This window comes from Streptomyces sp. Act143 (genome assembly GCF_003143935.1).
Lineage (GTDB): Bacteria > Actinomycetota > Actinomycetes > Streptomycetales > Streptomycetaceae > Streptomyces.
Genome location: NZ_QFRX01000001.1, coordinates 2,294,426 through 2,320,634, shown reverse-complemented (window position 1 = coordinate 2,320,634; position 26,209 = coordinate 2,294,426). Strand labels below are relative to the sequence as shown.

26 protein-coding genes and 1 pseudogene are annotated in these 26,209 nt (G+C 72.4%); 14 read left to right on the top strand and 13 right to left on the bottom strand.

The genetic code is table 11. The features are described from left to right. The first annotated feature begins 108 nt into the window (after window positions 1-108). Window positions 109-1,509 (top strand): nucleobase:cation symporter-2 family protein, encoded by a 1,401-nt coding sequence (locus tag DI272_RS10455; RefSeq protein WP_258314513.1) that lies wholly within the window; start codon window positions 109-111, stop codon window positions 1,507-1,509. Between the two features lie 78 nt (window positions 1,510-1,587). Here DI272_RS10455 and DI272_RS10450 read toward each other — a convergent pair whose 3' ends face one another. Then, window positions 1,588-2,388, bottom strand: coding sequence for an AraC family transcriptional regulator (locus DI272_RS10450; protein ID WP_181387147.1), 801 nt, complete (start codon window positions 2,386-2,388; stop codon window positions 1,588-1,590). 97 nt (window positions 2,389-2,485) lie between these two features. Here DI272_RS10450 and DI272_RS10445 point away from each other — a divergent pair, with 97 nt between their 5' ends. Together DI272_RS10445 and DI272_RS10440 are read left to right on the top strand one after the other, a co-directional pair. Continuing rightward, entirely contained in the window at window positions 2,486-3,340 is an 855-nt protein-coding gene (locus tag DI272_RS10445) for an SDR family oxidoreductase (RefSeq protein ID WP_109495080.1), read from the top strand. A gap of 171 nt (window positions 3,341-3,511) precedes the next feature. Next, a pseudogene (locus tag DI272_RS10440) lies at window positions 3,512-3,808 on the top strand (winged helix-turn-helix transcriptional regulator); the annotation flags it as partial. Here the strand turns inward: DI272_RS10440 and DI272_RS10435 are convergent. The 4 genes from DI272_RS10435 to DI272_RS10420 form a co-directional block, all read right to left on the bottom strand. Further along, entirely contained in the window at window positions 3,768-4,190 is a 423-nt protein-coding gene (locus DI272_RS10435; RefSeq protein WP_109495078.1) for a thioesterase family protein, read from the bottom strand. The pseudogene DI272_RS10440 and the gene DI272_RS10435 sit on opposite strands and share 41 nt — an antisense overlap. 55 nt (window positions 4,191-4,245) lie before the next feature. After that, a complete protein-coding gene (locus tag DI272_RS10430) occupies window positions 4,246-4,872 on the bottom strand; it encodes a hypothetical protein (protein WP_109495077.1) in 627 nt (208 codons plus the stop codon). 49 nt (window positions 4,873-4,921) lie between these two features. Next, window positions 4,922-5,521, bottom strand: a complete 600-nt coding sequence (locus DI272_RS10425; protein WP_109495076.1) for a histidine phosphatase family protein — start codon at window positions 5,519-5,521, stop codon at window positions 4,922-4,924. A 184-nt stretch (window positions 5,522-5,705) separates the two neighbouring features. After that, window positions 5,706-6,914 carry a pyridoxal phosphate-dependent aminotransferase gene (locus tag DI272_RS10420; protein WP_109495075.1) on the bottom strand — a complete coding sequence of 403 codons (1,209 nt, stop codon included), beginning with the start codon at window positions 6,912-6,914 and terminating at the stop codon, window positions 5,706-5,708. Between the two features lie 87 nt (window positions 6,915-7,001). Between DI272_RS10420 and DI272_RS10415 the strand changes: the two genes are divergently transcribed. Beyond that, entirely contained in the window at window positions 7,002-7,628 is a 627-nt protein-coding gene (locus DI272_RS10415) for a winged helix-turn-helix transcriptional regulator (protein ID WP_109495074.1), read from the top strand. Between the two features lie 44 nt (window positions 7,629-7,672). Here DI272_RS10415 and DI272_RS10410 read toward each other — a convergent pair whose 3' ends face one another. Genes DI272_RS10410 through DI272_RS10400 form a run of 3 tightly spaced genes read right to left on the bottom strand, consistent with a single transcriptional unit; the run spans window position 7,673 to window position 11,292 of the window. Continuing rightward, window positions 7,673-8,482 (bottom strand): hypothetical protein, encoded by an 810-nt coding sequence (locus DI272_RS10410; protein WP_109495073.1) that lies wholly within the window; start codon window positions 8,480-8,482, stop codon window positions 7,673-7,675. Next, on the bottom strand, window positions 8,482-9,747 hold the full coding sequence (locus tag DI272_RS10405; RefSeq protein WP_109495072.1) for a VWA domain-containing protein: 1,266 nt from the start codon (window positions 9,745-9,747) through the stop codon (window positions 8,482-8,484). Before DI272_RS10405 ends, DI272_RS10410 begins: the two co-directional genes overlap by 1 nt. Window positions 9,748-9,792: 45 nt before the next feature. Then, window positions 9,793-11,292 carry an IucA/IucC family protein gene (locus DI272_RS10400; protein WP_109495071.1) on the bottom strand — a complete coding sequence of 500 codons (1,500 nt, stop codon included), beginning with the start codon at window positions 11,290-11,292 and terminating at the stop codon, window positions 9,793-9,795. A 97-nt stretch (window positions 11,293-11,389) separates the two neighbouring features. Here DI272_RS10400 and DI272_RS10395 point away from each other — a divergent pair, with 97 nt between their 5' ends. From DI272_RS10395 to DI272_RS10385, 3 genes are read left to right on the top strand one after another with little or no spacing between them, the layout of a single operon-like run. Continuing rightward, on the top strand, window positions 11,390-13,024 hold the full coding sequence (locus DI272_RS10395) for an IucA/IucC family protein (protein ID WP_258314512.1): 1,635 nt from the start codon (window positions 11,390-11,392) through the stop codon (window positions 13,022-13,024). 22 nt (window positions 13,025-13,046) lie between these two features. Continuing rightward, complete coding sequence (locus tag DI272_RS10390) at window positions 13,047-13,952, top strand: HipA family kinase (protein ID WP_109495070.1); 906 nt, start codon at window positions 13,047-13,049, stop codon at window positions 13,950-13,952. Then, complete coding sequence (locus DI272_RS10385; protein WP_109495069.1) at window positions 13,949-14,230, top strand: SelT/SelW/SelH family protein; 282 nt, start codon at window positions 13,949-13,951, stop codon at window positions 14,228-14,230. The genes DI272_RS10390 and DI272_RS10385 overlap by 4 nt, the downstream gene beginning before the upstream one ends. 1 nt (window position 14,231) lies before the next feature. Here the strand turns inward: DI272_RS10385 and aceB are convergent, their stop codons facing one another. Both aceB and DI272_RS10375 read right to left on the bottom strand, forming a co-directional pair. Then, window positions 14,232-15,857 carry a malate synthase A gene (aceB, locus tag DI272_RS10380; protein ID WP_109495068.1) on the bottom strand — a complete coding sequence of 542 codons (1,626 nt, stop codon included), beginning with the start codon at window positions 15,855-15,857 and terminating at the stop codon, window positions 14,232-14,234. Between the two features lie 187 nt (window positions 15,858-16,044). Further along, window positions 16,045-16,644, bottom strand: a complete 600-nt coding sequence (locus DI272_RS10375; protein ID WP_109495067.1) for an NTP transferase domain-containing protein — start codon at window positions 16,642-16,644, stop codon at window positions 16,045-16,047. 191 nt (window positions 16,645-16,835) lie between these two features. Between DI272_RS10375 and DI272_RS10370 the strand changes: the two genes are divergently transcribed. Then, a complete protein-coding gene (locus tag DI272_RS10370; protein ID WP_109495066.1) occupies window positions 16,836-17,153 on the top strand; it encodes a DUF5955 family protein in 318 nt (105 codons plus the stop codon). A gap of 440 nt (window positions 17,154-17,593) precedes the next feature. Here DI272_RS10370 and DI272_RS10365 read toward each other — a convergent pair whose 3' ends face one another. Further along, window positions 17,594-18,388 (bottom strand): IclR family transcriptional regulator, encoded by a 795-nt coding sequence (locus DI272_RS10365; protein WP_109495065.1) that lies wholly within the window; start codon window positions 18,386-18,388, stop codon window positions 17,594-17,596. A gap of 252 nt (window positions 18,389-18,640) precedes the next feature. On the opposite strand from DI272_RS10365, the gene allB reads away from it, so the two are divergent. Continuing rightward, window positions 18,641-19,978: an allantoinase AllB gene (allB, locus tag DI272_RS10360; protein WP_109495064.1), complete on the top strand. Its 1,338-nt coding sequence runs from the start codon at window positions 18,641-18,643 to the stop codon at window positions 19,976-19,978. A gap of 45 nt (window positions 19,979-20,023) precedes the next feature. Then, window positions 20,024-21,139 (top strand): allantoicase, encoded by a 1,116-nt coding sequence (gene alc, locus DI272_RS10355; RefSeq protein ID WP_109495063.1) that lies wholly within the window; start codon window positions 20,024-20,026, stop codon window positions 21,137-21,139. Window positions 21,140-21,298: 159 nt separating this feature from the next. On the opposite strand, the gene DI272_RS10345 is transcribed toward alc, so the two are convergent. Then, window positions 21,299-22,045 (bottom strand): SDR family oxidoreductase, encoded by a 747-nt coding sequence (locus DI272_RS10345; RefSeq protein WP_109495061.1) that lies wholly within the window; start codon window positions 22,043-22,045, stop codon window positions 21,299-21,301. Between the two features lie 100 nt (window positions 22,046-22,145). Here DI272_RS10345 and DI272_RS10340 point away from each other — a divergent pair, with 100 nt between their 5' ends. The 3 genes from DI272_RS10340 to DI272_RS10330 all read left to right on the top strand — a co-directional run bounded on the left by DI272_RS10340 (window position 22,146) and on the right by DI272_RS10330 (window position 24,543). After that, window positions 22,146-22,964 (top strand): AIM24 family protein, encoded by an 819-nt coding sequence (locus DI272_RS10340; protein ID WP_109495060.1) that lies wholly within the window; start codon window positions 22,146-22,148, stop codon window positions 22,962-22,964. Window positions 22,965-23,162: 198 nt separating this feature from the next. After that, window positions 23,163-24,068 carry a DMT family transporter gene (locus DI272_RS10335; protein WP_109495059.1) on the top strand — a complete coding sequence of 302 codons (906 nt, stop codon included), beginning with the start codon at window positions 23,163-23,165 and terminating at the stop codon, window positions 24,066-24,068. A gap of 85 nt (window positions 24,069-24,153) precedes the next feature. Further along, window positions 24,154-24,543 carry a ribonuclease domain-containing protein gene (locus tag DI272_RS10330; RefSeq protein ID WP_109495058.1) on the top strand — a complete coding sequence of 130 codons (390 nt, stop codon included), beginning with the start codon at window positions 24,154-24,156 and terminating at the stop codon, window positions 24,541-24,543. A gap of 6 nt (window positions 24,544-24,549) precedes the next feature. On the opposite strand, the gene DI272_RS10325 is transcribed toward DI272_RS10330, so the two are convergent. After that, window positions 24,550-24,750, bottom strand: coding sequence for a hypothetical protein (locus DI272_RS10325; protein ID WP_109495057.1), 201 nt, complete (start codon window positions 24,748-24,750; stop codon window positions 24,550-24,552). A 179-nt stretch (window positions 24,751-24,929) separates the two neighbouring features. On the opposite strand from DI272_RS10325, the gene DI272_RS10320 reads away from it, so the two are divergent. After that, window positions 24,930-26,180 carry a sensor histidine kinase gene (locus tag DI272_RS10320; RefSeq protein WP_109495056.1) on the top strand — a complete coding sequence of 417 codons (1,251 nt, stop codon included), beginning with the start codon at window positions 24,930-24,932 and terminating at the stop codon, window positions 26,178-26,180. The last annotated feature ends 29 nt before the right edge of the window (window positions 26,181-26,209 follow it).

Genomic DNA, 26,209 nt, shown 5'->3' with positions numbered 1-26,209 from the left:
ATGCCCCCCACATGCACCCCACCCGTCCTCCGGTCCCGCACGACCGCGCACCACCTCCAAGAAACCCACGTCAGAGCCGACGTGTTAGCTGACCCGGAGGAAACCGCCGTGACCGCCCAACCAGCCGACGACATACACCGCGTCGACCCCCACCCCGTCGACGAAAAACTCCCCGCACTGAAAATGGCCACCACGGGCCTCCAACACGTGGCCGCCATGTACGCGGGAGTCGTCGCCCCGCCCCTGATAGTCGGGGCGGCCGTCGGCCTCTCCGGCACCGAACTGACCTTCCTGACCGGCGCCTGCCTGTTCACCGCGGGCCTCGCCACCTTCCTCCAGACCCTCGGCGTCTGGAAGATCGGCGCCCGGCTCCCCTTCGTCAACGGCGTCACCTTCGCGGGCGTGGCCCCGATGACCGCCATCGTCGCCTCCACCGACGACAAGTCCGACGCGCTGCCGATCATCTTCGGCGCGGTCATCGTCGCGGGCCTGCTCGGCTTCCTCGCCGCCCCCTTCTTCAGCAAGGCGGTCCGCTTCTTCCCGCCGGTCGTCACCGGCACGGTGATCACCCTCATCGGCGTCTCCCTGCTGCCGGTCGCCTTCGGCTGGGCGCAAGGGCCCAACCCCGCGGCGGACGACTACGGTTCGACGACCTATCTCGGCCTGGCGGGCACGACGCTCGTGATCGTGCTCCTGCTGCGCCGGTTCACCCGCGGCTTCGTCAAGCAGATCGCCGTCCTCCTCGGCCTGGTCATCGGCACGCTCGTCGCGATCCCCTTCGGCGTCACCGACTTCGGGCCGGTCGCGGACGCGGACGTGGTGGGCTTCCCGACGCCGTTCCACTTCGGTGCCCCGCAGTTCCAGGTCGCCGCGATCGTGTCGATGGTCGTGGTGATGGTGGTCTCGATGACCGAATCGACCGCGGACATGCTGGCGTTGGGCGAGATCGTGGAACGCCCGGCGGACGAGAGGACCATCGCGGCGGGACTGCGCGCCGACACCCTCGGCTCCGCGATCAGCCCCCTCTTCAACGGCTTCATGTGCAGCGCCTTCGCCCAGAACATCGGCCTGGTCGCGATGACGAAGATCCGCAGCCGGTACGTCGTCGCCACCGGCGGCGCCTTCCTGGTGCTGATGGGCCTGTGCCCGATGGCCGCCTCGCTCATCGCCGTCGTACCGCGCCCGGTACTCGGCGGCGCCGGAGTCGTCCTCTTCGGCTCGGTCGCGGCGAGCGGCATCCAGACCCTGGTCCGGGCCGGCCTGGACAAGGACAACAACGTCCTGATCGTGGCCGTGTCACTGGCCGTCGGGATCATCCCCATCACGGCACCGGAGTTCTACCACGCCTTCCCCGAGACCGCGAAGATCGTGCTCGACTCCGGGATCTCGACGGGCTGCGTGGCGGCCGTCGTGCTGAACCTGGTCTTCAACCACCTCGGCAGGCAGCGCGACGCCCACGACGTGACGCACCCGATGGAGGCGGGCGAGGAGATCGCGGCCGTGCACTGACCGCGGGGGTGACCGGCCCCCGTACGCCTCCCGCTTGAGCGGCGTGCACCAGGTCGGGACTGCCGGTCCCGGCCCGGCTCACGCCGCTGTGCGCGCGAAGGCCTGGCACGGCCGGGCCTCGGGGAGGCGGCCGGTGAAGAAGGAGCGGGGCGGCACGCCCATCAGGCTGCGGAAGTCGGACGTCATGTGCGCCTGGTCGTAGTAGCCGGACCTGGCGGCGAGGTCGGCCCACTTCGCGGTCGGCGCCTGCGCCAGCACCGCGCGGACGCGGTCGATGCGCGCGTAGTGCTTGGGGGAGAGGCCGACCCCCTCCGCGAAGAGGTTCCGCAACTGCCGCTCGCTGACGGCGAGTTCCCGCGCCACGTCCTTCACCTGCCCCGGTACCTGTCCGTCGCGGAGCGACAGGGCGGCCACGGCGGCCCGCAGCAGCTCGCTCCGGGACTCCGGGGGCGGCAGCTGAGGAAACAGCCGTGCCAGCCGGGCGATCAGGTCGTCGAGCTCCAAGTCCGCCATCGAGTTCGCCAGTTGCCGGGCCGAGCGGGCCGGAAGCTCCCGCAGCGGCACGACCCGGCCGACCAGGTCGGCCGCGGCCACCCCGAGCAACGGACGTGCCGTTCCCGGCTTCAGGTGCAGTTGCACACAGGACGCCAGTTGCCCGCCGTCCGCCCGGTGGTACGAGGCACGGGTCCGCGGGCCGACGACCAGGGCGTCGCGCCGGCCGCCCGCCTCCACCCGCACGACCAGCTTCGTCGCGGTGTCGGGAGCGTGCGCCACCGACTCGCCCCCGGTCACCGTGCCGATCTCGGCGACCCACGGGCGCAGGTCATCGGGCACGGACACGGCGGGAAGAGGGACGGGTGCTGCGGTCGTGGTCGTCACCTGTCCACCGTAAACGGGCGGCACGGCCTAGCGGGGGGCGCCAACCGTGCCGGAATTTCCAAGAGCCGCCGCCGGTGGGTACGCCAGCGTTGCGGTCATGATCCTAGTGACGGGTGCCACCGGCACCATCGGAAGCGAAGTCGTACGACAGCTCGCGGCGCGCGGCGAGAAGGTCCGCGCCCTGACCCGCGCCCCCGAGCGGGCGGTGCTGCCCGGCGGCGTGGAGGCGGTGCGCGGGGACTTCCTCGACCAGCCGTCCCTGGAGGCGGCGTTGGCGGGCGTCGACGCCGCGTTCCTCGTGGGCGTGCTCGGGCCGGAGGACGGCGGGCGGGACGTGCGGCTGATCGAGCTGGCGCGGGCCACGGGGGTGCGGCGGCTCGTGAAGCTCTCCGCCATCGGCACCGGTGAGCCCCGGTTCGGCCCGTTCGGCACCTGGCACCTGCCCGGTGAACAGGCCCTGCGGGCGGGCGGGCCGGAGTGGACGATCCTGCGGCCCTCGTCGTTCGCCTCCAACACCCTCGGCTGGGCGCACGCGTTGGCGGCGGGGGAGCCCGTGCCGAACATGACGGGGGACGGACGGCAAGGGGTGGTCGACCCGCGTGACGTGGCCGAGGTGGCGGTGGCGGCCCTCACCGGCACCCGGCACGCGGGACGGACGTACACCCTGACCGGACCGGAGGCGATCAGCGTCCCCGACCAGGCCGCGGTCCTCGCCGAGGTGCTCGGCCGGCCGGTGCGGACGGTCACTCCGTCCCGGGATCGGCTACGGGAGCAGTTGTCCGCGTCCGGACTGAGCGAACAGGCCGTGGAAGGGGTCCTGGGCGGCCTGGAGATCGCCCGAGGGGACGGCAACACCACCGTCACGGACGACGTACGGGAGGCGCTGGGACGTCCGGCGCGGTCCTATCGGCAGTGGGCCGAGGACCACAAGGGGGTGTTCGGCGGGGCGTGAACACACGGCCGCGGCGGCGGGTACCGGGGTCCCGCCGCCGTGCCGCCGTCTCACCTGCCGCGGGGCCGCAGGACCGCCGCCGCCCGGGCCGGCGCCGCGAGCGCGGTCCCGGTGCCCGCCCGGAACGCCAGTCGACAGCCCCGCGCCCCCCGACATGGCCAGCCCGGTCAGCTCAGCCGCCGCATGCTCACCCTGACCCTGCGCAACCTGGAGCGTGACGGTCCGGTCACCTGCACGGTCCACCCGACGGTCCCGCCGAAGGTCGAGTACGAACTCACCCCGCCCGCCATGGAGTTGCACGCGACCCCGCGACGCCGGACCGACTGGGCCGAGCGCAACAGGGTCCACATCACCGCGTCACGCGCGGCCTACGACACCGACCACCGGCCGGAGCCGGTCGACGCCCGGCCCCTGGCTCGCGGGCGCCTCAGAACCCGAACAGGCCGGGGTCGGTGGCCAGTTCCTTGAAGTACTTCTGCGGCTCCGGGACCAGTCGGCGCTCCTTGAGGTCCATCAGGCCGCCGACGGCCGTGACCTCCGCCGCGACCGTGCCGTCCTTCTTGCGGATGGTCTGCTGGATGCGGAAGGTCTTCCCCTCACCCCACTCGAAGCCGCAGCTCACCTCGACCTCGTCACCGGCCAGCAGCTCCCGCCGGTACCGGATGGTGGTCTCCAGGGCCACCGGGCCCACGCCGCTGCCGATGAGACCGGCCTGGGTGATCCCGGCCGCCCGCAGCAGCGACCAGCGGGCGTGCTCCGCGTAGTTGATGTAGACGCTCTGGTTCAGGTGGCCCTGGACGTCCGTCTCGTACCCGCGGACGGTCACCGGAACGGAGAACGGCTCGGTCACGTCAATCACCTCTCGTGTCACGGCAGTTGCTGGTCCAGATCCTGACACGTGCGCCCTACACCCGTCTCGGTGAGGCCAGCAGGTAGCGGGCTCTGGTCCGCGGCTCGGTGTACTCGCCGACCTGCCAGCCCGCCGCCTGGAGCGTGACCGCGCAGGCCGTGAGTGCGGCGGCGTCCGGTTCGCGCACGGCGACCGCCTCGGGCTGCGGGGTCGCACGCACCCGGTAGCCGCCCTCCGCGCCGGCCTCCGCCGGCCGGTGCCCGGCCGCCTCCAGGGCGAGCGCGGCGGCCTGCACCAGATGCGCCCGCTCCCAGCCGCACGGGCGGTCCGTGGCCCCGTCCGGATTCGTCATCCGGCGCAGCTCCAGCAGCCCCTGCCAGGCACTGTGCACCTCGCGCACCCGGGTCGCATCCGCGGTCGGCGGGTTCTCCTCACCACCGATGCGCGCGGCGAAGACGCCGGACGCCCGGGGGGTCTCCGGCGCGGGCGCCACCGGCGTGGCCTCCCGCAGCCGATGCCCGGCCGGGGTGAGGAAGTGGTCGTGCGGCGGGCGCGCGTGCCGGAACGCCAGACCATGCCTGACCAGGGACGCGAGCTGGGCCTCCGTGCCTTTCAGCCGCCCGGTGACGGGATCGGCGGCGTCGATGACGCGGCGCTGCGCGGCGGTGGGCGGACGAGTCACGGCGTTCCCCCCTTCGGCTCACGGCACTCCGCTCCGGCTCATTCGAAGACTAAGCCGGAGGTCTGACATTCCACCCGGCGATCACCGGCCGACCGTGCTCCGTCCCCAGCCGGCACACCGTCCCCGTCGCCAGTTGGAACAGGGCGCCCCGCGCGGCGGGCAGTCCCAGGCGCCGTGCCGTGAGCACCCGCAGGAAGTGGCCGTGGGCGACGAGCAGCACGACCCCTTCGGTGTTGCAGAGCGCCGCGTCGACCTTGGCGAGGACCCGGTCGGCCCGCTCGCCGACCTCGTCCGCGGTCTCCCCGGGACGGTCCGGCGGCCCCGGCGCGACGCCGTCCGTGAACAGGAACCAGCCGGGCCGGGTGCGCTGGATCTCGACGGTGGTGATCCCCTCGTAGCCGCCGTAGTCCCACTCCATCAGATCCATGTCGACCCGGGCGTCCGGGACCCCGATCAGCTCGGCGGTCTCCCGTGCGCGTTGCAGCGGACTGACGAAGGCGGCGCCGATCCGGTGCGAGCGGATCAGCGGCACCAGCCGCCGCGCCTCCTCCCGCCCGTGCTCGGTCAGCGGTACGTCGGTCCGCCCGGTGTGCCGCCCGGAACGGGACCACTCGGTCTCACCGTGCCGGACGAGGAAGAGATCACCCATGGCTCACAGGCTAAGACGCCGTTTCTTTTGGTGTGATTGGGGCTACCGGGGCTATGCGTCGGCCCATCCCGCAGTGACCAGGTCTCCCACGAAGCATTCAACGACCCGCAGGTACCAAAAGAAACGGCGTCTAAGAGCCCGGCGCTCCCGGCGCGCGCCCTCGGGCTGCCGACGCGGTGCCGCGCTACTGCCGGTATCCGCTCAGGAACCGCCCGATGCGCCCGATCGCCGCCTCCAGGTCGTCGGCGTGGGGGAGGGTGAGGATGCGGAAGTGGTCGGGGGTCGGCCAGTTGAAGCCGGTGCCCTGGACGACCTGGATCTTCTCCCGCAGCAGCAGGTCCAGCACGAACTTCTCGTCGTCGTGGATCTTGTAGACCTTCGGGTCCAGGCGCGGGAACGCGTACAGCGAGCCCTTGGGCTTCACGCACGACACGCCGGGGATCTCGTTGAGCTTCTCCCAGGCCACGTTGCGCTGCTCGTGCAGCCTGCCGCCCGGCAGGGTCAGTTCGCGGATGGACTGGCGGCCGCCGAGCGCGGCCTGGATGGCGTACTGGGCGGGGGCGTTGGCGCACAGCCGCATGGAGGCCAGCATGGTCAGGCCCTCCAGGTAGTCCTTGGCGTGCTGCTTCGGACCCGTGACCACCATCCAGCCCGAGCGGAAGCCGGCCACGCGGTACGTCTTCGACAGCCCGCAGAAGGTCAGCACGACCAGGTCCTGGCCGAGCGCGGCGGCCGAGTGGTGCACGGCGTCGTCGTAGAGGATCTGGTCGTAGATCTCGTCGGCGAGGACCATCAGGCCGTGCCGGCGGGCGAGGTCGAGGATGCCCTCGACGATCTCCTTCGGGTAGACCGCGCCGGTGGGGTTGTTGGGGTTGATGATCACGACGGCCTTCGTGCGGTCCGTGATCTTCGACTCCATGTCGGCCAGGTCCGGGTTCCAGTCGGCCTGTTCGTCGCAGACGTAGTGAACGGCCTTGCCGCCCGCGAGGGTTGTCACCGCCGTCCACAGCGGGAAGTCGGGGGCGGGGATGAGGATCTCGTCGCCGTCCTCGATCAGTGCCTGCACGGCCATCGAGATCAGTTCGGAGACGCCGTTGCCAAGGAAGACGTCGTCGACGCCGACCTCCAGGCCGAGGGTCTGGTAGCGCTGGGCGACGGCTCGGCGGGCGGAGAGGATGCCCTTGGAGTCCGTGTAGCCGTGGGCCTGCGGGAGCATCCGGATCATGTCCTGGACGATCTCCTCGGGCGCCTCGAAGCCGAAGAGTGCCGGGTTGCCGGTGTTCAGGCGCAGCACGCTGTGGCCCGCCTCCTCCAGCGCGTTGGCGTGCTCGATCACCGGGCCGCGGATCTCGTAACAGACGTCGCTGAGCTTGCTGGACTGCCGGAACTCCATGCGCTGCTGCCTCTCCGGTTTCGTGTGTTGCTTGGTTTTACCAAGTGGCGGCTTGGAAAGTCCAACGACATGTCTAGACTGCGTCGCATGTCACCTCGCCGAAGCTACGACCAGTACTGCTCCGCCGCCCGTGCGCTGGACACCGTCGGTGACCGCTGGACCCTGCTGATCGTCCGCGAGCTGCTCAGCGGTCCGCGCCGCTACACGGACCTGCACGCCGACCTGCCGGGAGTCAGCACCGACGTACTCGCCTCCCGGCTCAAGGACATGGAGCGGGACGGGCTCGCCACCCGGCGCAGGCTGCCCCCGCCCGGCGCCGCCTACGTCTACGAACTCACCGTCAGAGGGCGGGAGTTGCTGCCCGTCATCCAGGCGCTGGGTGCGTGGGGCGAGGCGGAACTGCGGGAGCGGCGGCCCACCGACGCGGTACGGGCGCACTGGTTCGCGCTGCCGCTGCTGCGCGCCCTGGAGGGCGAAGGGATCGTCGAAGTCCGCCTGGAGGAAGGGGACTTCCATCTGTACGTCGGCGCCGAGGACGGCCCGGTCTACGGCCACGGCCGCACCCCCGGCGAGCCGGACGCCCGCCTCACCATGGACGGCGACACCTGTACGGCCATCGGACGCGGGGAGGTGAGCGTCACCGACGCGGTACGGGCCGGCCGCATCGAGGTGGACGGCGACGGGACGCTGGCCAAGGGGCTCAGAAGCGCATGAAAAAGGGCCCGCTGCCGTTGCGCAGCGGGCCCCTCGACTGGACGTCAGGCGCTCGGCGGCACCCGCGAAGGCCGCCCGGCCCCGCGCGTCAGCGAGTACCCGCCGACGCCCGCGAGCGCGGCCAGCACGCCGCCCACCGCGGTCCACACCCAGCGGTCGGACCACCAGCCGCCCGACCAGCCGTCCTCCGGCTCGATGCTGGAGAGCACGGCGGACGCCGACGAGTCGTCCTCGGCGGACTCGTCCTGCGCCGTCATCGCGATGCCCGGCACCAGCGGCTTCGCCAGCGAGCCGTCCACCGCCGCCGCGCCGCCGATGTCCTTGGAGTGCACCTCGACCGAGGCCTGGACCGGCTGACCGAGGTCGGCGGTCGTGAGGCCGACCGCCGTCAGGCGGACGTAGTACGTGCCCGGCAGCGGGTCGTTCGCCCACGGCTCCGACCAGGCGCGGACCGTGCGCAGCACGCACGCCAGCTCCACGGTCGTCGCGTCGGCCGCGGCCGTGCGCGTCTGCGCCCCGTACTGGCAGGCCTGGCGGCGCCGCAGCCCGTCGTACACGTCGACCTGCCAGGTCTGCCCGGCATGCGTCTCGGGCAGCTTCACCGTCGCCTCGACGGTGGGGCGCTGCCCGGCGTCCGCCGGGAACGACCAGTACAGGTAGTCACCGGTGGAGCCGCTCGCGGTGGCCTGCTGCCCCTGCTCGAACTCGGTCGCGGTACGGAACGACGTACCGGCCGTCGTGGGGGCGTCCCCGTCGGAAGAGGCCGACGGGGAAGGCGACGCGTCGGCCGCCGCGGGTGTCGCGGCGAGCCCCAGCATCAGCAGCGCCGCACCCAGCACTCGTGTGATCCGCATCAGTTGGTCCTCCAGACCGCGACCCGCCAGCGCGACAGCCAGCCCCAGACGAGACCGGCGAGGAAGCCGGCGAGGATCAGCGCGCCCAGCAGCCACCAGCCGCGCCCGAGACCGAACGAGGCCACGTCACTGGACGAGGACGGCGCGTCCACGACGTCCACGGTCAGCTCCAGCGGCAGACCCGGCGTGGTCTTCACCCCGGAGGCGGCCGAGAAGGAGTTGGTCACCTGGAGGCACACGGCCTCGGCTGCCGCGTCGTCCTCGTCGCTGTCCGCCTTCGGATAGCGCAGCCCCGTCGAGATCACATCCGTACGGCCGTCGCCCGACGCCTCACCGCGCACGATCTCGCGGCCGTGCACGGTCACCGCCCGCAGCAGCACCCCGTAGGAGGGGTTCACGGCCCGGTCGGCCGCCACGCTCACCGAGGCGCGCAGCTCCTGGCCGGGCTCGACGTCCACCCGGTACCAGCGCTGCTGCCCGAACTCCTCGCGGTCGGTGAACAGCCCGGACTTCAGCGTGGGCGCCTTCGCGCACTGCGCGGCGCCCTCCGTGGCCACCGGCGTCACCACCGGATCGGCCGCGCGGTCCACCAACTGGTTGACCTTGTCGGAGAGTTCGTCGCTGTGCTCGACCGAGGTGTAGGTACCGCCGGTCGCCTCCGCGATGCAGCTCAGCTGCTGCCGCATCTTGGTGTTCGGGACCAGGCCCAGGGTGTCGATGGTCAGACCGATGCCCTTGGCCGCGATCTCCCGGGCCACCTCGCACGGGTCGAGCGGGGCGCAGGTGTCCTCGCCGTCACTGATCAGCACGATCCGCTTGGAGGAGGCGCTGTCGGTGAAGTCGTCGGCGGCCTTCAGCAGCGCCGGGCCGATCGGCGTCCAGCCGGTGGGCGAGAGGGTCGCCACCTGCGTCTTGGCCTCGGTGCGGTCCAGCGTACTGACCGGGTAGAGCTGCGCGGTGTCCTTGCAGCCCGTCTTCTGGTCGTCGCCCGCGTAGTTGGCGCCGAGGGTCCGGATGCCGAGCTGGACCTCCTCCGGCGTCGCGTCCAGCACCTCGTTGAAGGCCCGCTTCGCCGCCGCCATGCGGGAGCCGCCGTCGATGTCCGCCGTCCGCATGGAGCCGCTCACGTCGAGGACGAGGTCGACCTGGGGCGTGGCCTCGCCCGTGGGTTCGCCGGCGGCCGCCCCGGTCGGGAGGGCGATCCCGGCCGTGAGGGCGGCGAGCAGGGCGCACACTCCCACCGCCAGCCGTTTACGTGTGATCATCGGCGGATCTTATTGACCAGGGGTGCCGCGCTCCAAAACGAGGCGTCACGACAGGGGGTTGGGCAGCTCGGCCCACTGGTCCCCCGGCACCCCCGGCGACAGCCGCATCGACGTCAACGCCTTCGTGGGCAGCGGGTCCTCACGGAGCGCCACGAGATCCGGCGTGCGCGGAAGATCTCGTACGACGGTGTCCAGCGCCGCGCCCAACGCCGCCCCCGAACCCGCCGTTCCCGCCAGCGCACCCGCCACCAGCGCCCCGAACAGCTTGCGCCGCAGGGCGGTTGGGTCGTCGGTGACCACCCGCCCGGTCAACTCCGGTACCGGGATGCCGTGCCGGGCCAGCCGTGCCGGGCTGACCCGGATGTCGGCGAGGTCGCGGTAGACGAGCCGCAGCGGCGCTCCCGTCGCCGACAGCACGACGAGGAGGTTCTGGCCGTGTGCCTCCAACGCCACCCCGAAATCCAGCAGCTTCAGCCCGACGGTGAGCGCCAGCCGCGTGAAGTCCGCGAGCCAGGCCGGGTTCGACGGCAGGCCGGTGGTGGCGAGCGCGGCCACCGGCACGACCCGCTCGCCGCTCCCCGCGTACCCCTGCGGCGACTCACGCACCACCGCGGCCAGGTCGGGCGAGCCGGCGGTGGCCGCGCCCAGGGTGCGGGTGAAGTGCAGGAGGCCGTCCGTGCGGGCGGCGAGCGACTCCGCGAAGGCGGAGAGGGTCGCCGACATGCCGATCGAGTACACCGAGATGTCCCGCACCGACGACGTCAGCCGGGCGCTCAACGCGGTCTTCACATGCGGGCCATCGCCGGCCAGGGCCAGGGTGCGCAGCGACATCAGCGGATGCGCGTCGGGGCCCTGCTCGCCCGCCCGCTTCAGCACATGGGCCGCCTGCCACGGATGCACCGGGATCAACAGCCGCGCCCCGTCCCGCAGTCCGTCCGGCCACGCACCGCTCACCAGGCACTCGTCCGCCCGTACCGGCAGCAGCCGCAACCCGACCAGCGGCCGGTGCTCGGGCCCGTACGCCAGTTGCTCCGCCACCGAGAAGCCGGGCCGGGAACGGCAGTTGGGGTGGAACGGATGCCCGTCCACGACCCGCTGCTCCCACTCCCAGTCGGTGGCGGGCCACTCCTTCGGGGGGACCGCCGGCTGCCCGGCCCGCGACAGCGCCAACGAGGCGACACTGTGGCCGAGTTCGGCCGCCAGTCCGTCGCCGTGCGGTACGCCGAGGTCGGTCACGAGCCGGGCCGGATCGTCGTACGCCGTGCCGTCGAGCCGTACGACGGTGACGTACGCGGCGGTGGCGTACGGGTCGGCCGCCGGGCCGTCGAGGCGGCGCCCGTCCCGAAGACGCAGGGCGAGGCCGTCGCCGCCGCTGCCGCGACCGGCGATCCAGGGCAGCGGCTCGGACGCCAGCGCCCGCCACAGCCGGGTCAGCACGGCGGCCCGGGCGCCCGGCAGCTCGGCGGCGTACCGCGACACCAGGTCGGGGCGCACTGCGGCCAGGTCCTGGGCGACCTCGGCCTCGGCGGCGGGGGAACGGTGCACGGAGGAGCTCCTCGGGGTACGGATCGGGGGCACGGCGGGGCGTCGGCGACAGCGATACTGATCGTCTCCGCCCGCACGTAGAGAACGAGTGAAACGCGTGGACCTCATCCCCCCGGCCGCCGCCGACACCTATGCTGCCGCGCCGCTGCTCAACTGCCTGCTGCGCGAGGTCGCCGAGGCACTCCCGGGCGCCGGCGCGACGCCTCCTGGCGCCGATGCGATGTCTCCGGGCTCGGGCGGGGCGCTTCCGGACTCCGGCGCGGGGCTTGAGGGCTCCGGCCCGGGGCTGCAGGGCTCCGGCGCGGGGCTTTCGGGCCCCGGTGAGGCGCGTGTGCACCGGCTGCCCAGTGGCCGGTTGCTGCGGGTGCGGGGCGAGCGGCGGCCCGCGGAACCCGAGGTGGAGGTCGACGGCCATTGGCGCCACATCGGCCACACCGAGCTCGTCAAGCTCGTCGCCGAGGAACTGACCCTCCACACCGGCCGGTCCAACCACGAACTGCCCGCCGAGATGATCGACAGCCGGGACGCGGTGGCCGCCCTGCTGGCGGCACGCGCGCGTGCGACGCCACCCACGGACCCGTACCTGCTCTCCGAACAATCCCTGCTCACCGGCCATCCGTACCACCCCGCCCCGAAGGCGCGCGGCGGCGGTCCGGCCGCCGGCTGGCTGCCCTACGCGCCCGAGGCGTACGCCCGCTTCCCGCTGACCCTGCTCGGCGTGCGCGAGGACGCGGTCGTCGAAGAGGGCGACACCGCCGCGCTGGACGCACTCGGCGAGGCCCCGCCCGGCTACCGGCTGCTGCCCGCCCACCCCTGGCAGCTCGGCCTCGTCGACCTCACGGACGCCTTCGCCGACGGCCGGCTGATCCGCCTGGGCACCACCGGTTTCGACGCCTGGCCCACGGCCGCGATCCGCACGCTGTACGCCCCCGAGCGCGACCTGTTCCTGAAGTTCAGTCTGGACGTGCGCATCACCAACGACATCCGCCGCCTGTGGCGCCACGACCTGCGCAAGCTCCGCAGGACCGACCGGGCGGCGGCAGTGGCGTTCGCCGGCGGCCCGGCGGCCTGGCTCTCCGACCGCGGCTACCGCACCGCCGGCTTCGCCTTCGAGGAGCTGGCGGTCCTGGTCCGCGACGGCTTCCACGGCCACCTCCGGCCCGGCACCACCCCGCTGCTCGCCGCGGGCCTGGTGGAGGGCTTCGCGGGCTGCCCGTCCGGCAGTCCGTCCGGCGGCCTGCCCGGAGGCCCGTCCAGCAGCCCGTCCGGCTGCCCTTCCGGTGGTGCGGCCTGGTGGGAGGCGTACCTGCGCACCGTCGTGCCGCCCGCCCTCACGGCCTTCGCCGACCACGGCGTCGTACTCGAGGCGCACCTGCAGAACACGCTGGTCGCCGTGGACGCCGACGGGCTGCCCGTGCAGGCGCTGTTCCGGGACGCCGAGGGCGTGAAGCTGCTGGCGGACGTGGAACGGGCGGCCGGGTGGGAGCGGCTGGTGTACACCCTCGTCGTGAACCACCTGTGCGAGGTCGCCGCCGTCCTCGCCGAACGCCACCCCGGCCTGGACCCCTGGCCCGCACTGCGCCGCGAGCTGGCCCGTCACGACCTCCCGGAGATCGCGACCCTGCTCGCCTCGCCCACCCTCCCCGGCAAGACGAACCTGCTGCTGCGGTGGACCGAGGCGGACGGCGCCGACGCCCGCTACCTGCCGCTGCCCAACCCGCTGTCCCGGTGAGCGCTGACATACCCTGGCGGGTGTGCTGCGCGATGTGACTGCTGTTCGATACGTGACCCCGCTGCGGTCCGGCGGCTCCGTTCCCGGAGTCGTCGAGGCCGACGACCTGGGGACGTACGTCGTGAAGTTCACCGGTTCCGCGCAGGGCCGCAAGGCGCTGGTCGCCGAGGTGATCGTCGGCGAGCTGGCACGGGCCCTCGGGCTGCGCTTCCCGGAGCTGGTCCTGGTTCACTTCGACCCGGCGATCGCGGACAGCGAGCCCCACCAGGAGGTGCGGGAGCTGCACAGCGCCAGCGCGGGTCTCAACCTCGGCATGGACCATCTGCCGGGTGCCCGGGACTTCACCCCGGAGGTCGCCAAGGTCTTCCCGGTCGACCCGCTGGAGGCGGGCCGGATCGTCTGGCTGGACGCGCTGACCGTCAACGTGGACCGCACCGTCCACAGCTCCAACCTCATGGTGTGGCCCACGCTCGGCGTCGCGCCGCCGCGCCTGTGGCTGATCGACCACGGGGCGGCGCTCGTCTTCCACCACCGCTGGGACGGCTCGGACCCCGCCAAGCGCTACGACTTCCGGCACCACGCCCTCGGCCACTACGCCCCCGACGTCCGGGCCGCCGACGCGGAGCTGGCGCCGAAGGTGACCGAGGAACTGCTGCGCCGGATCGTCGCCGAGGTCCCCGACGCCTGGCTGACCGACTTCACGACGCCGGACGAGGCACGCGAGGCCTACGTCGAGTACCTGTACGCGCGCGTGCGGGCCTCCGGGGCCTGGCTCCCCACCGACTTCCCCTCCCTGGAGGAACTCGCCGCGGAGGAGGCCCTCCGGGCGGCCAGGACACAGCAGGGCAGGCCGGACTGGCTGAAGCGGGTGCCCGACCTGCACGGCAAGCCGGCCGCGGAACAGGATTGGTCGGTACACCTCGGATGAGTCCCGTCGTGCAGATCGAGTACTGCACCCAGTGCCGCTGGCTGCCCCGCGCGGCCTGGCTGGCCCAGGAGCTGCTCACCACCTTCGAGCAGGAGCTGGGCGAACTCTCCCTCAAGCCCGGCACCGGCGGCGTCTTCGTCGTCCGGGTCGACGGCGAGGTCGTCTGGGACCGGCGCGAACAGGGCTTCCCGGAGCCGACGGCCGTGAAGCAGGCCGTACGCGACCGAGTGGCCCCGGGAAAGTCCCTGGGCCACTCGGACAAGGCCGTGCGGGAGTAGGTCAGCCCTTGAGCTGCTGATACGCGGGCAGGGTGAGGAAGTCCGCGTAGTCGTCGTCGAGGGACACCTCCAGCAGCAGGTCGTGAGCCTGCTGCCAGTGCCCGGCGGCGAACGCCTCCTCGCCCGACTCGGCGCGGATGCTGGCGAGTTCCTCGGCGGCGACCTTGCGGGCCAGCTCCGGGGTGGCCTTCTCACCGTTCTCGAACTCGACGCCCGCGTTGATCCACTGCCAGATCTGCGAGCGGGAGATCTCGGCGGTGGCCGCGTCCTCCATGAGGTTGAAGATGGCGACCGCACCGAGCCCGCGCAGCCACGCCTCGATGTAACGGATGCCCACCTGGACGGCGTTGACGAGGCCGTTGTACGTCGGCCTGGCCTCCAGCGAGTCGATCGCGATGAGGTCGGCGGCCTCGACGTGGACGTCCTCGCGGAGGCGGTCCTTCTGGTTGGGCCTGTCGCCGAGGACCTTGTCGAAGGACTCCATGGCGATCGGGACCAGGTCGGGGTGGGCGACCCAGGAGCCGTCGAAACCGTCGCCGGCCTCGCGGTCCTTGTCGGCGCGGACCTTCTCGAAGGCCACCTTGTTGACCTCGGCGTCCCGGCGGGACGGGATGAACGCCGCCATGCCGCCGATCGCGTGCGCGCCGCGCTTGTGGCAGGTGCGGACGAGGAGTTCGGTGTACGCCCGCATGAACGGGGCCGTCATCGTGACCGCGTTGCGGTCCGGGAGGACGAACTTGGCGCCGCCGTCACGGAAGTTCTTCACGATGGAGAACAGGTAGTCCCAGCGGCCGGCGTTCAACCCGGAGGCGTGATCGCGGAGTTCGTAGAGGATCTCCTCCATCTCGTACGCCGCCGTGATCGTCTCGATCAGGACGGTGGCGCGGATGGTGCCCTGCGGGATGCCGACGTAGTCCTGCGCGAAGACGAACACGTCGTTCCACAGGCGGGCTTCGAGGTGCGACTCGGTCTTCGGGAGGTAGAAGTAAGGGCCCTTGCCGAGGTCGAGCAGGCGCTGGGCGTTGTGGAAGAAGTAGAGGCCGAAGTCGACGAAGGCGCCGGGGACCTGCTTGCCGTCGGCGTCGACGAGGTGGCGCTCGTCGAGGTGCCAGCCGCGCGGGCGCATGACGACCGTCGCGAGCTCGTCGTTCGGGCGCAGGGCGTACGACTTGCCGGACTTCTCGTCGGTGAAGTCGATGTTCCGGGTGTAGGCGTCGGCGAGGTTGACCTGGCCGAGGACGACGTTCTCCCAGGTGGGTGCGGAGGCGTCCTCGAAGTCCGCGAGCCAGACCTTGGCGCCCGAGTTGAGGGCGTTGATGGTCATCTTGCGGTCGGTGGGGCCGGTGATCTCGACCCGGCGGTCGTTCAGGGCGGCGGGGGAGGGGGCGACCTTCCAGGAGTCGTCCGCGCGGATCGCGGCGGTCTCCGGGAGGAAGTCGAGGGTGGAGGTGCGGGCGATCTCGGCGCGGCGCTCGGCACGGCGGGCGAGGAGCTCGTCACGACGGGGCGTGAACCGGCGGTGCAGCTCGGCCACGAAGGCGAGGGCCGCGTCGGTGAGGACCTCTTCCTGCCGGGGCAGGGGCTCGGCGTCGACGATGGCCAGCGGGGACGGCGCTGGTGCGGACATGAGCTGTCACTTCCTTCAGCGAGCGTGGCACCGGGTGCCAGTCGAACCGGGTACGGCGGGCAACGCCCCCGGAGCGGTAGGGCGCTTCTGATCAGTGGATACTAGTTTCCTCATCGTGGAAGTTCAATGGTTTGTTGATGTCGAGATTCTCCGGGTCGAGGAAAGGTGGCGCTCGGTGCCACCTCGTTCACTCAAGGTGGTGCAGGTCGGCGACGGTGTCGATGTCGTAGGGCCGGGCGATGTCGCCGCACTCGATGAGCGCGACCTGCGCGGCGTGCTCCTTCAGGTAGGCGCGGGCCCCCTGGTCCCCGGTGGCGGCGGCAGCGATCCCCGCCCAGTGCGCCGACCCGAACAGCACGGGATGCCCGCGCACGCCGTCATAGGCGGCGGCGGCCAGGGAGTCCGGGGACGCGTACGCACCGCGCACGCGCGCGACCGCCTCCGCCCCGATGCCGGGCTGGTCGACGAGTGACACCAGCGCCGCCCGCGCGCCCGTCCCGGAGAGCGACTCGAGACCGGCTCGAAGCGAGGAGCCCATGCCGTCGGCCCACTCCGGGTTCTCGACGACCACACAGCCGTCGAGAGCGGCCCGCTGCCGTACGCCGTCGGCGGCCGCCCCCAGCACCACGTGCACGCGCGTGCAGCCCGCCGCGCGCAGGACGCCCACCGCGTGCTCCACCAGTGGCCTGCCGCGATGATCCAGCAGCGCCTTGGGCCGCCCGCCGAGCCGCCGTCCGCCGCCGGCGGCCAGCAGCAGCCCGGCCACCTGGTCCTCGTTGTCCGTCATGCGTCCTGCATACCTGACGTCCGGGCAAGTGGCCGGTTTCGAGGGGCTGAATTTCGGTCCGTGGAGTGGCGCGGCGCGCCCGGGGTGGCGTTTACTGACCCGCGTCCCCCGGCGCCCGACCAGCGCCACGGGGCTGTTTCGGGCGGGATCACGAGGTGCGGCGCACGACGGAGTGCGGCGGGGGGAGAGCTGTGTTGCGGAGCTTGGGACAGAGGCCAGTGACCGGCAGCGACGAGGACGATCCGAGGGTGGCGGAACTGCGGACCGCGGTGTCCCGGCTGCGCCGCGAACTCGCCGCGCACCCGGCCGAGTTCCCCGACCGCGTGATCGCCGAGGACGAACTCGCCGCGCTGGCCGCGATGACGAGCGACGGGGCTCCGGAGATCCCGCGGCTGCGCCGCTCGCTGCTGCTGATCGCGGGCGCGATCGGGTCGGTCAGCGCCCTGTCGCGGGGGTTGTCGGACGTGCGGGACGCGGTGGACCTGTTCGGGGAGCCGGGACGCGGCTGAGCGTCGGCACCCGCGGTCCGTGACCGACCCGCCCCACGGACTCCGCGGGCCGCCGCCGCGGAGGCTGATGCGCTCGCCCCCCCCGCAGCACGATCCGTTCACAGCCGTCGCACCGGCCGAGTGGGGCGTCGCCGTCGTCCCGTACCGACTCGATCCTCGGCGTCAGTCCGTCGCTGCCCCACAGCCCCAGGTCGTGGAACCGGTCGTCCGCGGTGGCCGGTTCGCGCTCGCGCGGCCCCGTCAGGCGGGGTACGCACGTCGGCTCGGCCGCGGTCCGGAGCGACGGCGTTGTGAGGATGTCCTCCGGGAGCCCGTACTCGGCGAGCGCGAACAAGTACGGCTCCGGCAGCCGCCACCCCCGTCCCGCCCCCGGCTGCACCTGATGGCCGGGGTCGGCCAGGCTCTCCGGCGGCGCCGTCTTCAGGGCCGTCGGACGGTTCTCACGCGGGGCTCTGGCTGGCCAGTGCCTCCGAGAGTTCCGTCGCCACCTGCTGCAGCACCGGCACGATCTTGTCCGTCGCCGCCTCGGTGACCCGTCCCGCCGGGCCGGAGATGGAAATGGCGGCGGCGGTGGGGGAGTTGGGCACCGACACCGCGAGGCACCGGACGCCGATCTCCTGCTCGTTGTCGTCGACGGCGTACCCGAGCTGCCGTACGTCGGCCAGGGCCGCGAGGAAGCCGTCCGGCGTGGTGATCGTCTTCTCCGTGGCGGCCGGCATGCCGGTACGGGAGAGCAGCGCGCGCACCTCGGCGTCCGGGACATCGGCGAGGAGGGCCTTGCCGACACCGGTGGAGTGCGGCAGGACGCGACGGCCGACCTCGGTGAACATGCGCATCGAGTGCTTGGAGGGCACCTGGGCGACGTAGACGATCTCGTCGCCGTCGAGCAGCGCCATGTTCGCCGTCTCGCCGGTCTCCTCGACCAGGCGGGCGAGGTAGGGGCGGGCCCAGGTGCCGAGCAGGCGGGAGGCGGACTCGCCGAGGCGGATCAGGCGGGGGCCCAGCGCATAGCGGCGGTTGGGCTGCTGGCGGACGTAACCGCAGGCCACCAGCGTCCGCATGAGGCGGTGGATGGTGGGCAGCGGCAGCCCGCTGGTCGCGGAGAGCTCGCTGAGGCCGACCTCGCCGCCCGCGTCCGCCATCCGCTCCAGCAGATCGAAGGCGCGCTCGAGGGACTGGACCCCGCCACCGGCGGACTTGGCGGAGTCGGTGGTGCTGGCGCTGGACGTCGGCACGGCGCGTTCCTTTCGGGACCTGGCAGGAAGGGCAGAAGCCTACCCGGCAGTCGGTTGACTCCCTTGTTGTGCGTAGCTACGTTCTGCCTGTCGGAATTCTAATTCCGCTTTATGGAAACGTCCAGAGTGTGGGCGCGACCGCCCTCGTAGGGCAGTGTGCCCTTGACGGCGTGAGAACGGGAGTGAAGACTCCTTCAACAGAAAGTTGAATTCCGTTACGTGGAAGTAAACCGGTGACAGAGAGGGGTCCGGGTGTCCGACGCTGAACTGGTGCTGCGCTCGACGCGCGTCATCACTCCGGAAGGGACGCGCGCCGCCTCGGTCGCGGTCGCCGCCGGAAAGATCACGGCCGTACTGCCGTACGACGCCGAAGTCCCCTCCGGCGCCCGCCTGGAGGACGTCGGCGACCACGTCGTCCTGCCCGGCCTGGTCGACACCCACGTGCACGTCAACGACCCCGGCCGCACCGAGTGGGAGGGCTTCTGGACCGCCACGCGCGCGGCGGCGGCCGGCGGCATCACGACCCTCGTCGACATGCCCCTCAACTCCCTCCCGCCGACCACCACCGTCGACAACCTCCGCGTCAAGAAGGACGTCGCCGCCGACAAGGCCCACATCGACGTCGGCTTCTGGGGCGGCGCCCTGCCCGACAACGTCAAGGACCTGCGCCCGCTGCACGAGGCCGGCGTCTTCGGCTTCAAGGCCTTCCTGTCGCCCTCCGGCGTCGACGAGTTCCCGCACCTGGACCAGGACCGGCTCGCCCAGTCCCTGGCCGAGATCGCCTCCTTCGGCGGCCTGCTGATCGTGCACGCCGAGGACCCGCACCACCTGGCGGCGGCCCCCCAGCAGGGCGGCCCCAGGTACGCCGACTTCCTGGCCTCCCGGCCGCGCGACGCCGAGGACACCGCGATCGCCCAGCTCATCGCCCAGGCGAAGCGGCTGGACGCGCGCGTGCACGTCCTGCACCTGTCGTCGAGCGACGCCCTGCCGCTCATCGCCGCCGCCCGGGCCGAGGGCGTCCGCATCACGGTCGAGACCTGCCCCCACTACCTGACGCTCACCGCCGAGGAAGTCCCGGACGGCGCCAGCGAGTTCAAGTGCTGCCCGCCCATCCGCGAGTCCGCCAACCAGGACCTGCTCTGGCAGGCGCTGGCCGACGGCACCATCGACTGCGTGGTCACCGACCACTCGCCGTCCACGGCCGACCTGAAGACCGACGACTTCGCCACGGCATGGGGCGGCATCTCCGGCCTCCAGCTGAGCCTGGCGGCGGTGTGGACGGAGGCGCGGAAGCGGGGCCACTCGCTCGAGGACGTCGTCCGCTGGATGTCCACGCGCACCTCGGAGTTGGTCGGCCTCGGCCAGAAGGGCGCCGTCGAGGCCGGCCGCGACGCCGACTTCGCGGTCCTCGCCCCCGACGAGACCTTCACCGTCGACCCGGCCGAGCTCCAGCACCGCAACCGCGTGACGGCCTACGCGGGCAAGACCCTGTACGGCGTGGTGAAGTCGACCTGGCTGCGCGGCGAACGCATCGTCGCGGACGGCGAGTTCACCGAGCCGAAGGGCCGTCTCCTCACCCGCACCCCCTGATCCCACCACCGCACCCGCATCGGCCGACTCCTGAAAGGCAGACCTTTGACGGCGATTTCGAGCTTCACCGGCGACGCGAACCCGTACGGCGGCGGTGACCCGTACGCCGACTACCGCACCGCCGACTTCCCCTTCACCCACTACGCCGACCTCGCCGCGAGGCAGCTCGGTGCCGGAGTCATCGCCGCCAACGACGAGTTCTTCGCCCAGCGCGAGAACCTCCTGCTGCCCGAGCGCGCCGAGTTCGACCCCGAGCACTTCGGGCACAAGGGCAAGATCATGGACGGCTGGGAGACGCGCCGCCGCCGCGGTGTCTCCGCCGAGCACCCGTGGCCGACGGCCGAGGACCACGACTGGGCGCTGGTCCGCCTCGGCGCGCCCGGCGTGATCCGCGGGATCGTCGTCGACACGGCCCACTTCCGCGGCAACTACCCGCAGGCGGTGTCGGTCGAGGGCACGTCGGTGGCGGGCGCCCCGTCCCCCGAGGAACTCCTCGGCGACGACGTGAAGTGGACGACGCTGGTCCCGCGCACCCCGGTGGGCGGCCATGCGGCCAACGGCTTCGAGGTCTCGGTGGAGCAGCGCTTCACCCACCTCCGGGTCAACCAGCACCCCGACGGCGGCATCGCCCGCCTGCGCGTGTACGGCGAGGTCGTACCCGACCCCGAGTGGCTGTCGGTCCTGGGCACCTTCGACGTGGTCGCCCTGGAGAACGGCGGCCGGGCCGAGGACGCCTCCAACCTCTTCTACTCCCCGGCCACCAACACCATCCAGCCGGGCCGCTCCCGCAAGATGGACGACGGCTGGGAGACCCGGCGCCGCCGCGACCAGGGCAACGACTGGATCCGCTACCGCCTGGTGTCCCAGTCCCGGATCCGCGCGATCGAGATCGACACGGCGTATCTGAAGGGCAACAGCGCGGGCTGGGCGTCGGTGTCGGTCCAGGACGGCGAGACCGGCGACTGGCAGGAGATCCTCCCGCGCACCCGCCTCCAGCCCGACACCAACCACCGCTTCGTCCTCCCGGCCCCGGCGATCGGGACGCACGCGCGCGTGGACATCTACCCGGACGGCGGCATCTCGCGGCTGCGACTGTTCGGTTCGCTGACGGAGACGGGCGCGGCGACGCTGAGGGCGAGGCACCAGGAGCTGGGCGGCTGACCCACTGCTCGTCCCTGTGCGAACGCCGGACGGTCTGACGCACTCAGCCCGTCCGGCGTTCGAGGACGAGGCCCGTTCAGGGCCGAAGCAGGGGTCTGGGGGGCGGCGGCCTCCAGTGAGGGGACGGGTGGGGGCGGCGGGGGCGGGAAAAGCCCTGCCTCACGCCGCATGCCCCCCGTCCACCGAGAACTCCGCCCCCGTCACATACTCCGCCCCCGCCAGATACGCGACCGTCCCCGCCACCTCCTCGGCCGTCCCGAACCGCCCCAGCGCCGTCATCGCGGCCTGCCCCGCCGCATACGGCCCGTCGGCCGGGTTCATGTCGGTGTCCGTCGGGCCGGGATGCACGATGTTCGCCGTGATCCCCCGCCCACCCAGCTCCCTGGCCAGCGCCTTCGTCAGCCCCACCAGCGCCGCCTTGCTCATCGCGTAGAGAGTGCCGCCGGGCCCGGGGACCCGCTGGGTCATACAGGTGCCGATCGTGATGATGCGCCCGCCCGCCCCCATCCGCGCTGCCGCCGCCTGCGAGGCCAGGAACACCCCGCGCACGTTCACCGCCAGCACCCGGTCCACCTCCGCGACCGGCAGCCCCTCGATCGGACCCAGCACCCCCACGCCCGCGTTGTTCACCAGCACGTCGAGCCCGCCGAGCGCCTCCGCCGTGCGGGTCACCGCCCCCGCCGCCTCCTCGGCGTCCGCGGAGTCCGCGCGCAGCGCCACCGCACGGCGCCCCAGTGCCTCGACGCGCCGTACGACGTCCTCGGCCGCCTCCTTGCCGTTCACATACGTCAGCGCCACGTCCGCGCCCTCCCGGGCGAGCTTCAGGACGGTCGCCGCACCGATGCCGCGGCTGCCGCCGGTGACCAGAGCGATCTTGCCGTGCAGAGTTGTCTGAGTCGTTGTCATGGGTCAATCCCAGCGGCCCGCACACGCGCGTGCTGGCGGCGAACGGACATCACGATCGCAGGCCTGGAACTCTTTCCTCCGTTTCCCGCGTTCTCCCCACGTGACCCTTCAGCAAGAAATCGTCGGCAACGCCATGCAGATGGCGGTCGTCAACCTCCAGCCCGGCCAGACCGTGTACTGCGAGGCCGGAAAGTTCCTGTTCAAGACCACGAACGTGACCATGGAGACCCGGCTCAGCGGCCCGTCCGGCAGCGGCGGTGCCCAGCAGCCCCAAGGCGGCGCGGGCGGCATGGGCGGCATGCTCCGCCAGGCCATGGGCACCGCCATGCAGGTCGGCCAGCGCGCCCTCGCGGGCGAGTCGCTGGCGTTCCAGTACTTCACGTCCACCGGCGGCGAGGGCACCGTCGGCTTCGCGGGCGTCCTGCCGGGCGAGATGCGCGCCCTGGAGCTGGACGGCACGCGCGCGTGGTTCGCGGAGAAGGACGCGTTCGTCGCCGCCGAGTCCACCGTCGACTTCGGCATCGCCTTCCAGGGCGGTCGCACCGGCCGCAGCGGCGGCGAGGGCTTCATCCTGGAGAAGTTCACCGGCCGCGGCACCGTGATCATCGCCGGCGCCGGAAACTTCATCGACCTCAACCCCGCCGACTTCGGCGGCCGCATCGAGGTCGACACCGGCTGCGTGGTCGCCTTCGAGGAGGGCATCCAGTACGGCGTCCAGCGCGTCGGCGGCCTCAACCGGCAGGGCCTGATGAACGCGGTCTTCGGCGGCGAGGGCCTCTCCCTGGCCACCCTGGAGGGCAACGGCCGCGTCATCCTCCAGTCCCTCACCATCGAGAGCCTCGCCAACGCCCTGAAGAAGGCCCAGGGCGGCGACAAGCAGGGCCCGACGGGAGGCCTGTTCTCCACACACGCGGGCTGAGTCCGCCGAGGCCGGCCTGCAGGCCGGCCGCCTCCCGGCACCGGAGCGGGCTCAGCACCTCCGGCACGCCCCGGGCACGGCCAGTTCACCCCCCGGGAAACGCCTGGTCACAGGTCGGCCGCACGGGTACGGTGATCGCTCCACGTGCGAGCCACCGACGTCTCCACACCGTTGATGGAGACCGGGAGAGCCGCACCGATGTCCTCGATCGCCGTACCGGGCGCCCTCGCGCCCCGCCGCACCTGGCTGACCGATCTGCCCGTCCTGCTGGTGGCGGTCGTGTGGGGGGCGAGCTATCTCGCCGCCAAGGACATCACCACCGCGCGGACCGTGCTCGCGGTCCTGGTGCTGCGCTTCGCGATCGTCCTGCCGGTCCTGGTCACCGCCGGACGGCGCGCACTGCGCACCCTGAGCGCCGCCCAGTGGCGCGGGGCCGGACTGCTCGGCCTGATCCTCAGCGGGATCTTCCTCCTGGAGACGTACGGCGTCGTCCACACCTCGGCCACCAACGCGGGCCTCATCATCAGCCTCACCATGATCTTCACGCCGCTCGCCGAGGCCGCCGTCACCCGCACCCGCCCCTCGCGGTCCTTCCTCGGCGCCGCCGCCCTCTCCGTGCTCGGCGTCGTCCTGCTCACCCAGGGCGGCGGCTTCACCCGGCCCTCCCTCGGCGACCTGCTGATGCTGCTCGCCGCCCTGGCCCGTACCGTCCACGTCCTCGCCATGTCCCGGCTCAAGTCGGTGCGAGGCGCCGACGCGCTGTCCCTGACCACCGTCCAACTCGGCGCCTCCGTCGCGGTGTTCGCGCTGCTGTCGACCGGCGCCGAGGCCACGCCGTGGGGGACGGCCGCGGACTTCGGGGCGCGGGAGTGGGCCGGGCTGCTGTTCCTGTCCGCGTTCTGCACGCTCTTCGCGTTCTTCGTGCAGATGTGGGCGGTGCGCCGGACCTCCCCGTCCCGGGTCAGCCTGCTGCTCGGCACCGAGCCGCTGTGGGCCGCCCTGGCGGGCATCGCGCTCGGCGGCGAACGCCTCGGCGCGCTCGGTCTCGCGGGCGGGGCGCTGGTGCTTGCGGGGACCGCGTGGGGGCGCCGGTCGGCAGGTTAACTCCGGGAAAACTCATCGGACTTGACGGGAAAATCTCCGGAGTTGTCATTGACATGCCACTGTCTACGCGCGTCATCATGAGGGCATGAGATTCCCCCCACGCATCACCCGCATCGGCGCCGCAGCCGCCGTCCTGTCCGCCCTCCTCGTCGGCGGCACCGTCGCCACCGCCTCCCCGGCGGCCGCCGCCGTCGGCAGCATCTGTTACAGCGACCTGCCGTCCCAGGCGTACGACACCCTGAAGCTGATCGAGCAGGGCGGCCCCTACCCGTACTCCCAGGACGGCACCGTCTTCCAGAACCGGGAAGGCGTCCTGCCCAGCCAGTCGACCGGCTACTACCACGAGTACACGGTCATCACGCCCGGCTCCTCCACGCGCGGCGCGCGCCGCATCGTGACGGGTGAGGAGTACCGGGAGGACTACTACACCGCGGACCACTACGCCACGTTCGACCTGATCAACTACGGCTGCTGAGCCCGTTCAGCCGGCCTTGCGGCTCTCCGCGGCGGCGAACAGCGCGATCGCCAGCACGACCAGCGCGATGCTCGCGTAGAGCTCGTAGCCGTCGAGGAAGCCGAGCTTCTGCACGAGACCCCAGTGCCAGTCGGTGAACTCGTTCACGAGGCCGGCGACGCCCTGCACCAGGGCGAGAAAACCGATCAGCTCCAGCAATTGCTTCATGGCACGACCCTCGCCCCGCGGTCCCCCCACAGTCATCGGCCGCGGGGCGGGGCACATCCGACGGAAGTAGCGGGTCCGCTCGGTCCCGCCGCGCCGAAAGTCGCCCCTGCCGCGACTTTGGTAGGCGATCCCGTCCGCGCGGAGGTGACGCCGGGCCTCCGTGCGTAGATTGGTCGACCGTGAGCGGTGACAAACAGCCGGCGGTACCCCGGTTCTTCGCGGGGCGGCGCTGGCTGCTGCCCTCGGCCGTCCTGAACGAGCTCGACCCGGACGCCGGGCGCCCCGGCCGGCGGCCCCGGCGCACCGCGCGCGATTGGCTCGTCGACTTCAGCTGCTTCGCGCTGGCCGTGATCGTCGGCCTGCTCGCCGCGGAGTCCCTCGCCGACAACCCCGATGTCCCGGACAACCTCGCCCACCTCGACCAGCTGATCGGCGCGGTCGCCTGCGGCGCGGTCTGGCTGCGCCGCCGCTGGCCGCTGGGGCTGGCCGTCGCGACGGTCCCCGTGGGGCTGGTCTCCGACACCGCGGGCGGCGCCTGTCTGATCGCCCTGTTCACCCTCGCCGTGCACCGGCCCTTCCGGTACGTCGCCTGGGTGGGCGGAGCCAATCTCGCGCTCGTACCGCTCTACTTCTGGATGCGCCCCGACCCGGATCTGCCCTACCTCGCCGTGGTGATCATCGTCGTGCTGCTGACCGCCGTGGTCGTCGCCTGCGGCATGGTCGTGCGCTCCAAGCGGCAGCTCATGCTGAGCCTCAGGGACCGCGCGCGGCGCGCCGAGACCGAGGCCCGGCTCCGCGCGGAACAGGCGCAGCGGCTGGCCCGCGAGGCCATCGCCCGCGAGATGCACGACGTCCTCGCCCACCGGCTGACCCTGCTCAGCGTCCACGCGGGAGCGCTGGAGTTCCGGCCCGACGCCCCGCAGGAGGAGGTCGCCCGAGCGGCTGGCGTCATCCGGGAGAGCGCCCACGAGGCGTTGCAGGACCTGCGGGAGATCATCGGCGTCCTGCGGACGGGCGACCAGGACGACACGGGCCGCCCGCAGCCCACCCTCGCCGCCCTCGACGCGCTGGTCGCCGAGTCCCGCGAGGCCGGCATGAAGGTCGCCCTCGACACCCGCGTCACCGACCCCGCCGCCGTTCCCGCCTCCGTCGGCCGCACCGCCTACCGCATCGCCCAGGAGGGCCTCACCAACGCCCGCAAACACGCCCCCGGCGCAGAGGTCACCGTCTCGGTCGAGGGCGCCCTCGGAGAGGGCCTCACCATCAGCGTCCGCAACCCGGCACCCGACGGCGAGGTGACGCCCGTACCCGGGTCCGGACAGGGGCTGATCGGCCTCACCGAGCGCGCGGCCCTGGCCGGCGGCCGCCTCGAGCACGGGCCGGAGGCGGACGGGGGCTTCGGGGTGCGGGCGTGGCTGCCGTGGGGGTGAGCATGGGTGACCGGAGCCGGTTCCCTCCG

Coding starts and splice junctions, on each gene's coding strand:
- DI272_RS10445 (WP_109495080.1), top strand. CDS start 2,486: ATGATCCTAGTGACGGGTGCCACCGGCACCATCGGAAGCGAAGTCGTA.
- DI272_RS10425 (WP_109495076.1), bottom strand. CDS start 5,521: ATGGGTGATCTCTTCCTCGTCCGGCACGGTGAGACCGAGTGGTCCCGT.
- DI272_RS10420 (WP_109495075.1), bottom strand. CDS start 6,914: ATGGAGTTCCGGCAGTCCAGCAAGCTCAGCGACGTCTGTTACGAGATC.
- DI272_RS10415 (WP_109495074.1), top strand. CDS start 7,002: ATGTCACCTCGCCGAAGCTACGACCAGTACTGCTCCGCCGCCCGTGCG.
- DI272_RS10410 (WP_109495073.1), bottom strand. CDS start 8,482: ATGCGGATCACACGAGTGCTGGGTGCGGCGCTGCTGATGCTGGGGCTC.
- DI272_RS10405 (WP_109495072.1), bottom strand. CDS start 9,747: ATGATCACACGTAAACGGCTGGCGGTGGGAGTGTGCGCCCTGCTCGCC.
- DI272_RS10385 (WP_109495069.1), top strand. CDS start 13,949: ATGAGTCCCGTCGTGCAGATCGAGTACTGCACCCAGTGCCGCTGGCTG.
- aceB (WP_109495068.1), bottom strand. CDS start 15,857: ATGTCCGCACCAGCGCCGTCCCCGCTGGCCATCGTCGACGCCGAGCCC.
- DI272_RS10375 (WP_109495067.1), bottom strand. CDS start 16,644: ATGACGGACAACGAGGACCAGGTGGCCGGGCTGCTGCTGGCCGCCGGC.
- DI272_RS10345 (WP_109495061.1), bottom strand. CDS start 22,045: ATGACAACGACTCAGACAACTCTGCACGGCAAGATCGCTCTGGTCACC.
- DI272_RS10335 (WP_109495059.1), top strand. CDS start 23,163: ATGTCCTCGATCGCCGTACCGGGCGCCCTCGCGCCCCGCCGCACCTGG.
- DI272_RS10330 (WP_109495058.1), top strand. CDS start 24,154: ATGAGATTCCCCCCACGCATCACCCGCATCGGCGCCGCAGCCGCCGTC.
- DI272_RS10325 (WP_109495057.1), bottom strand. CDS start 24,750: ATGAAGCAATTGCTGGAGCTGATCGGTTTTCTCGCCCTGGTGCAGGGC.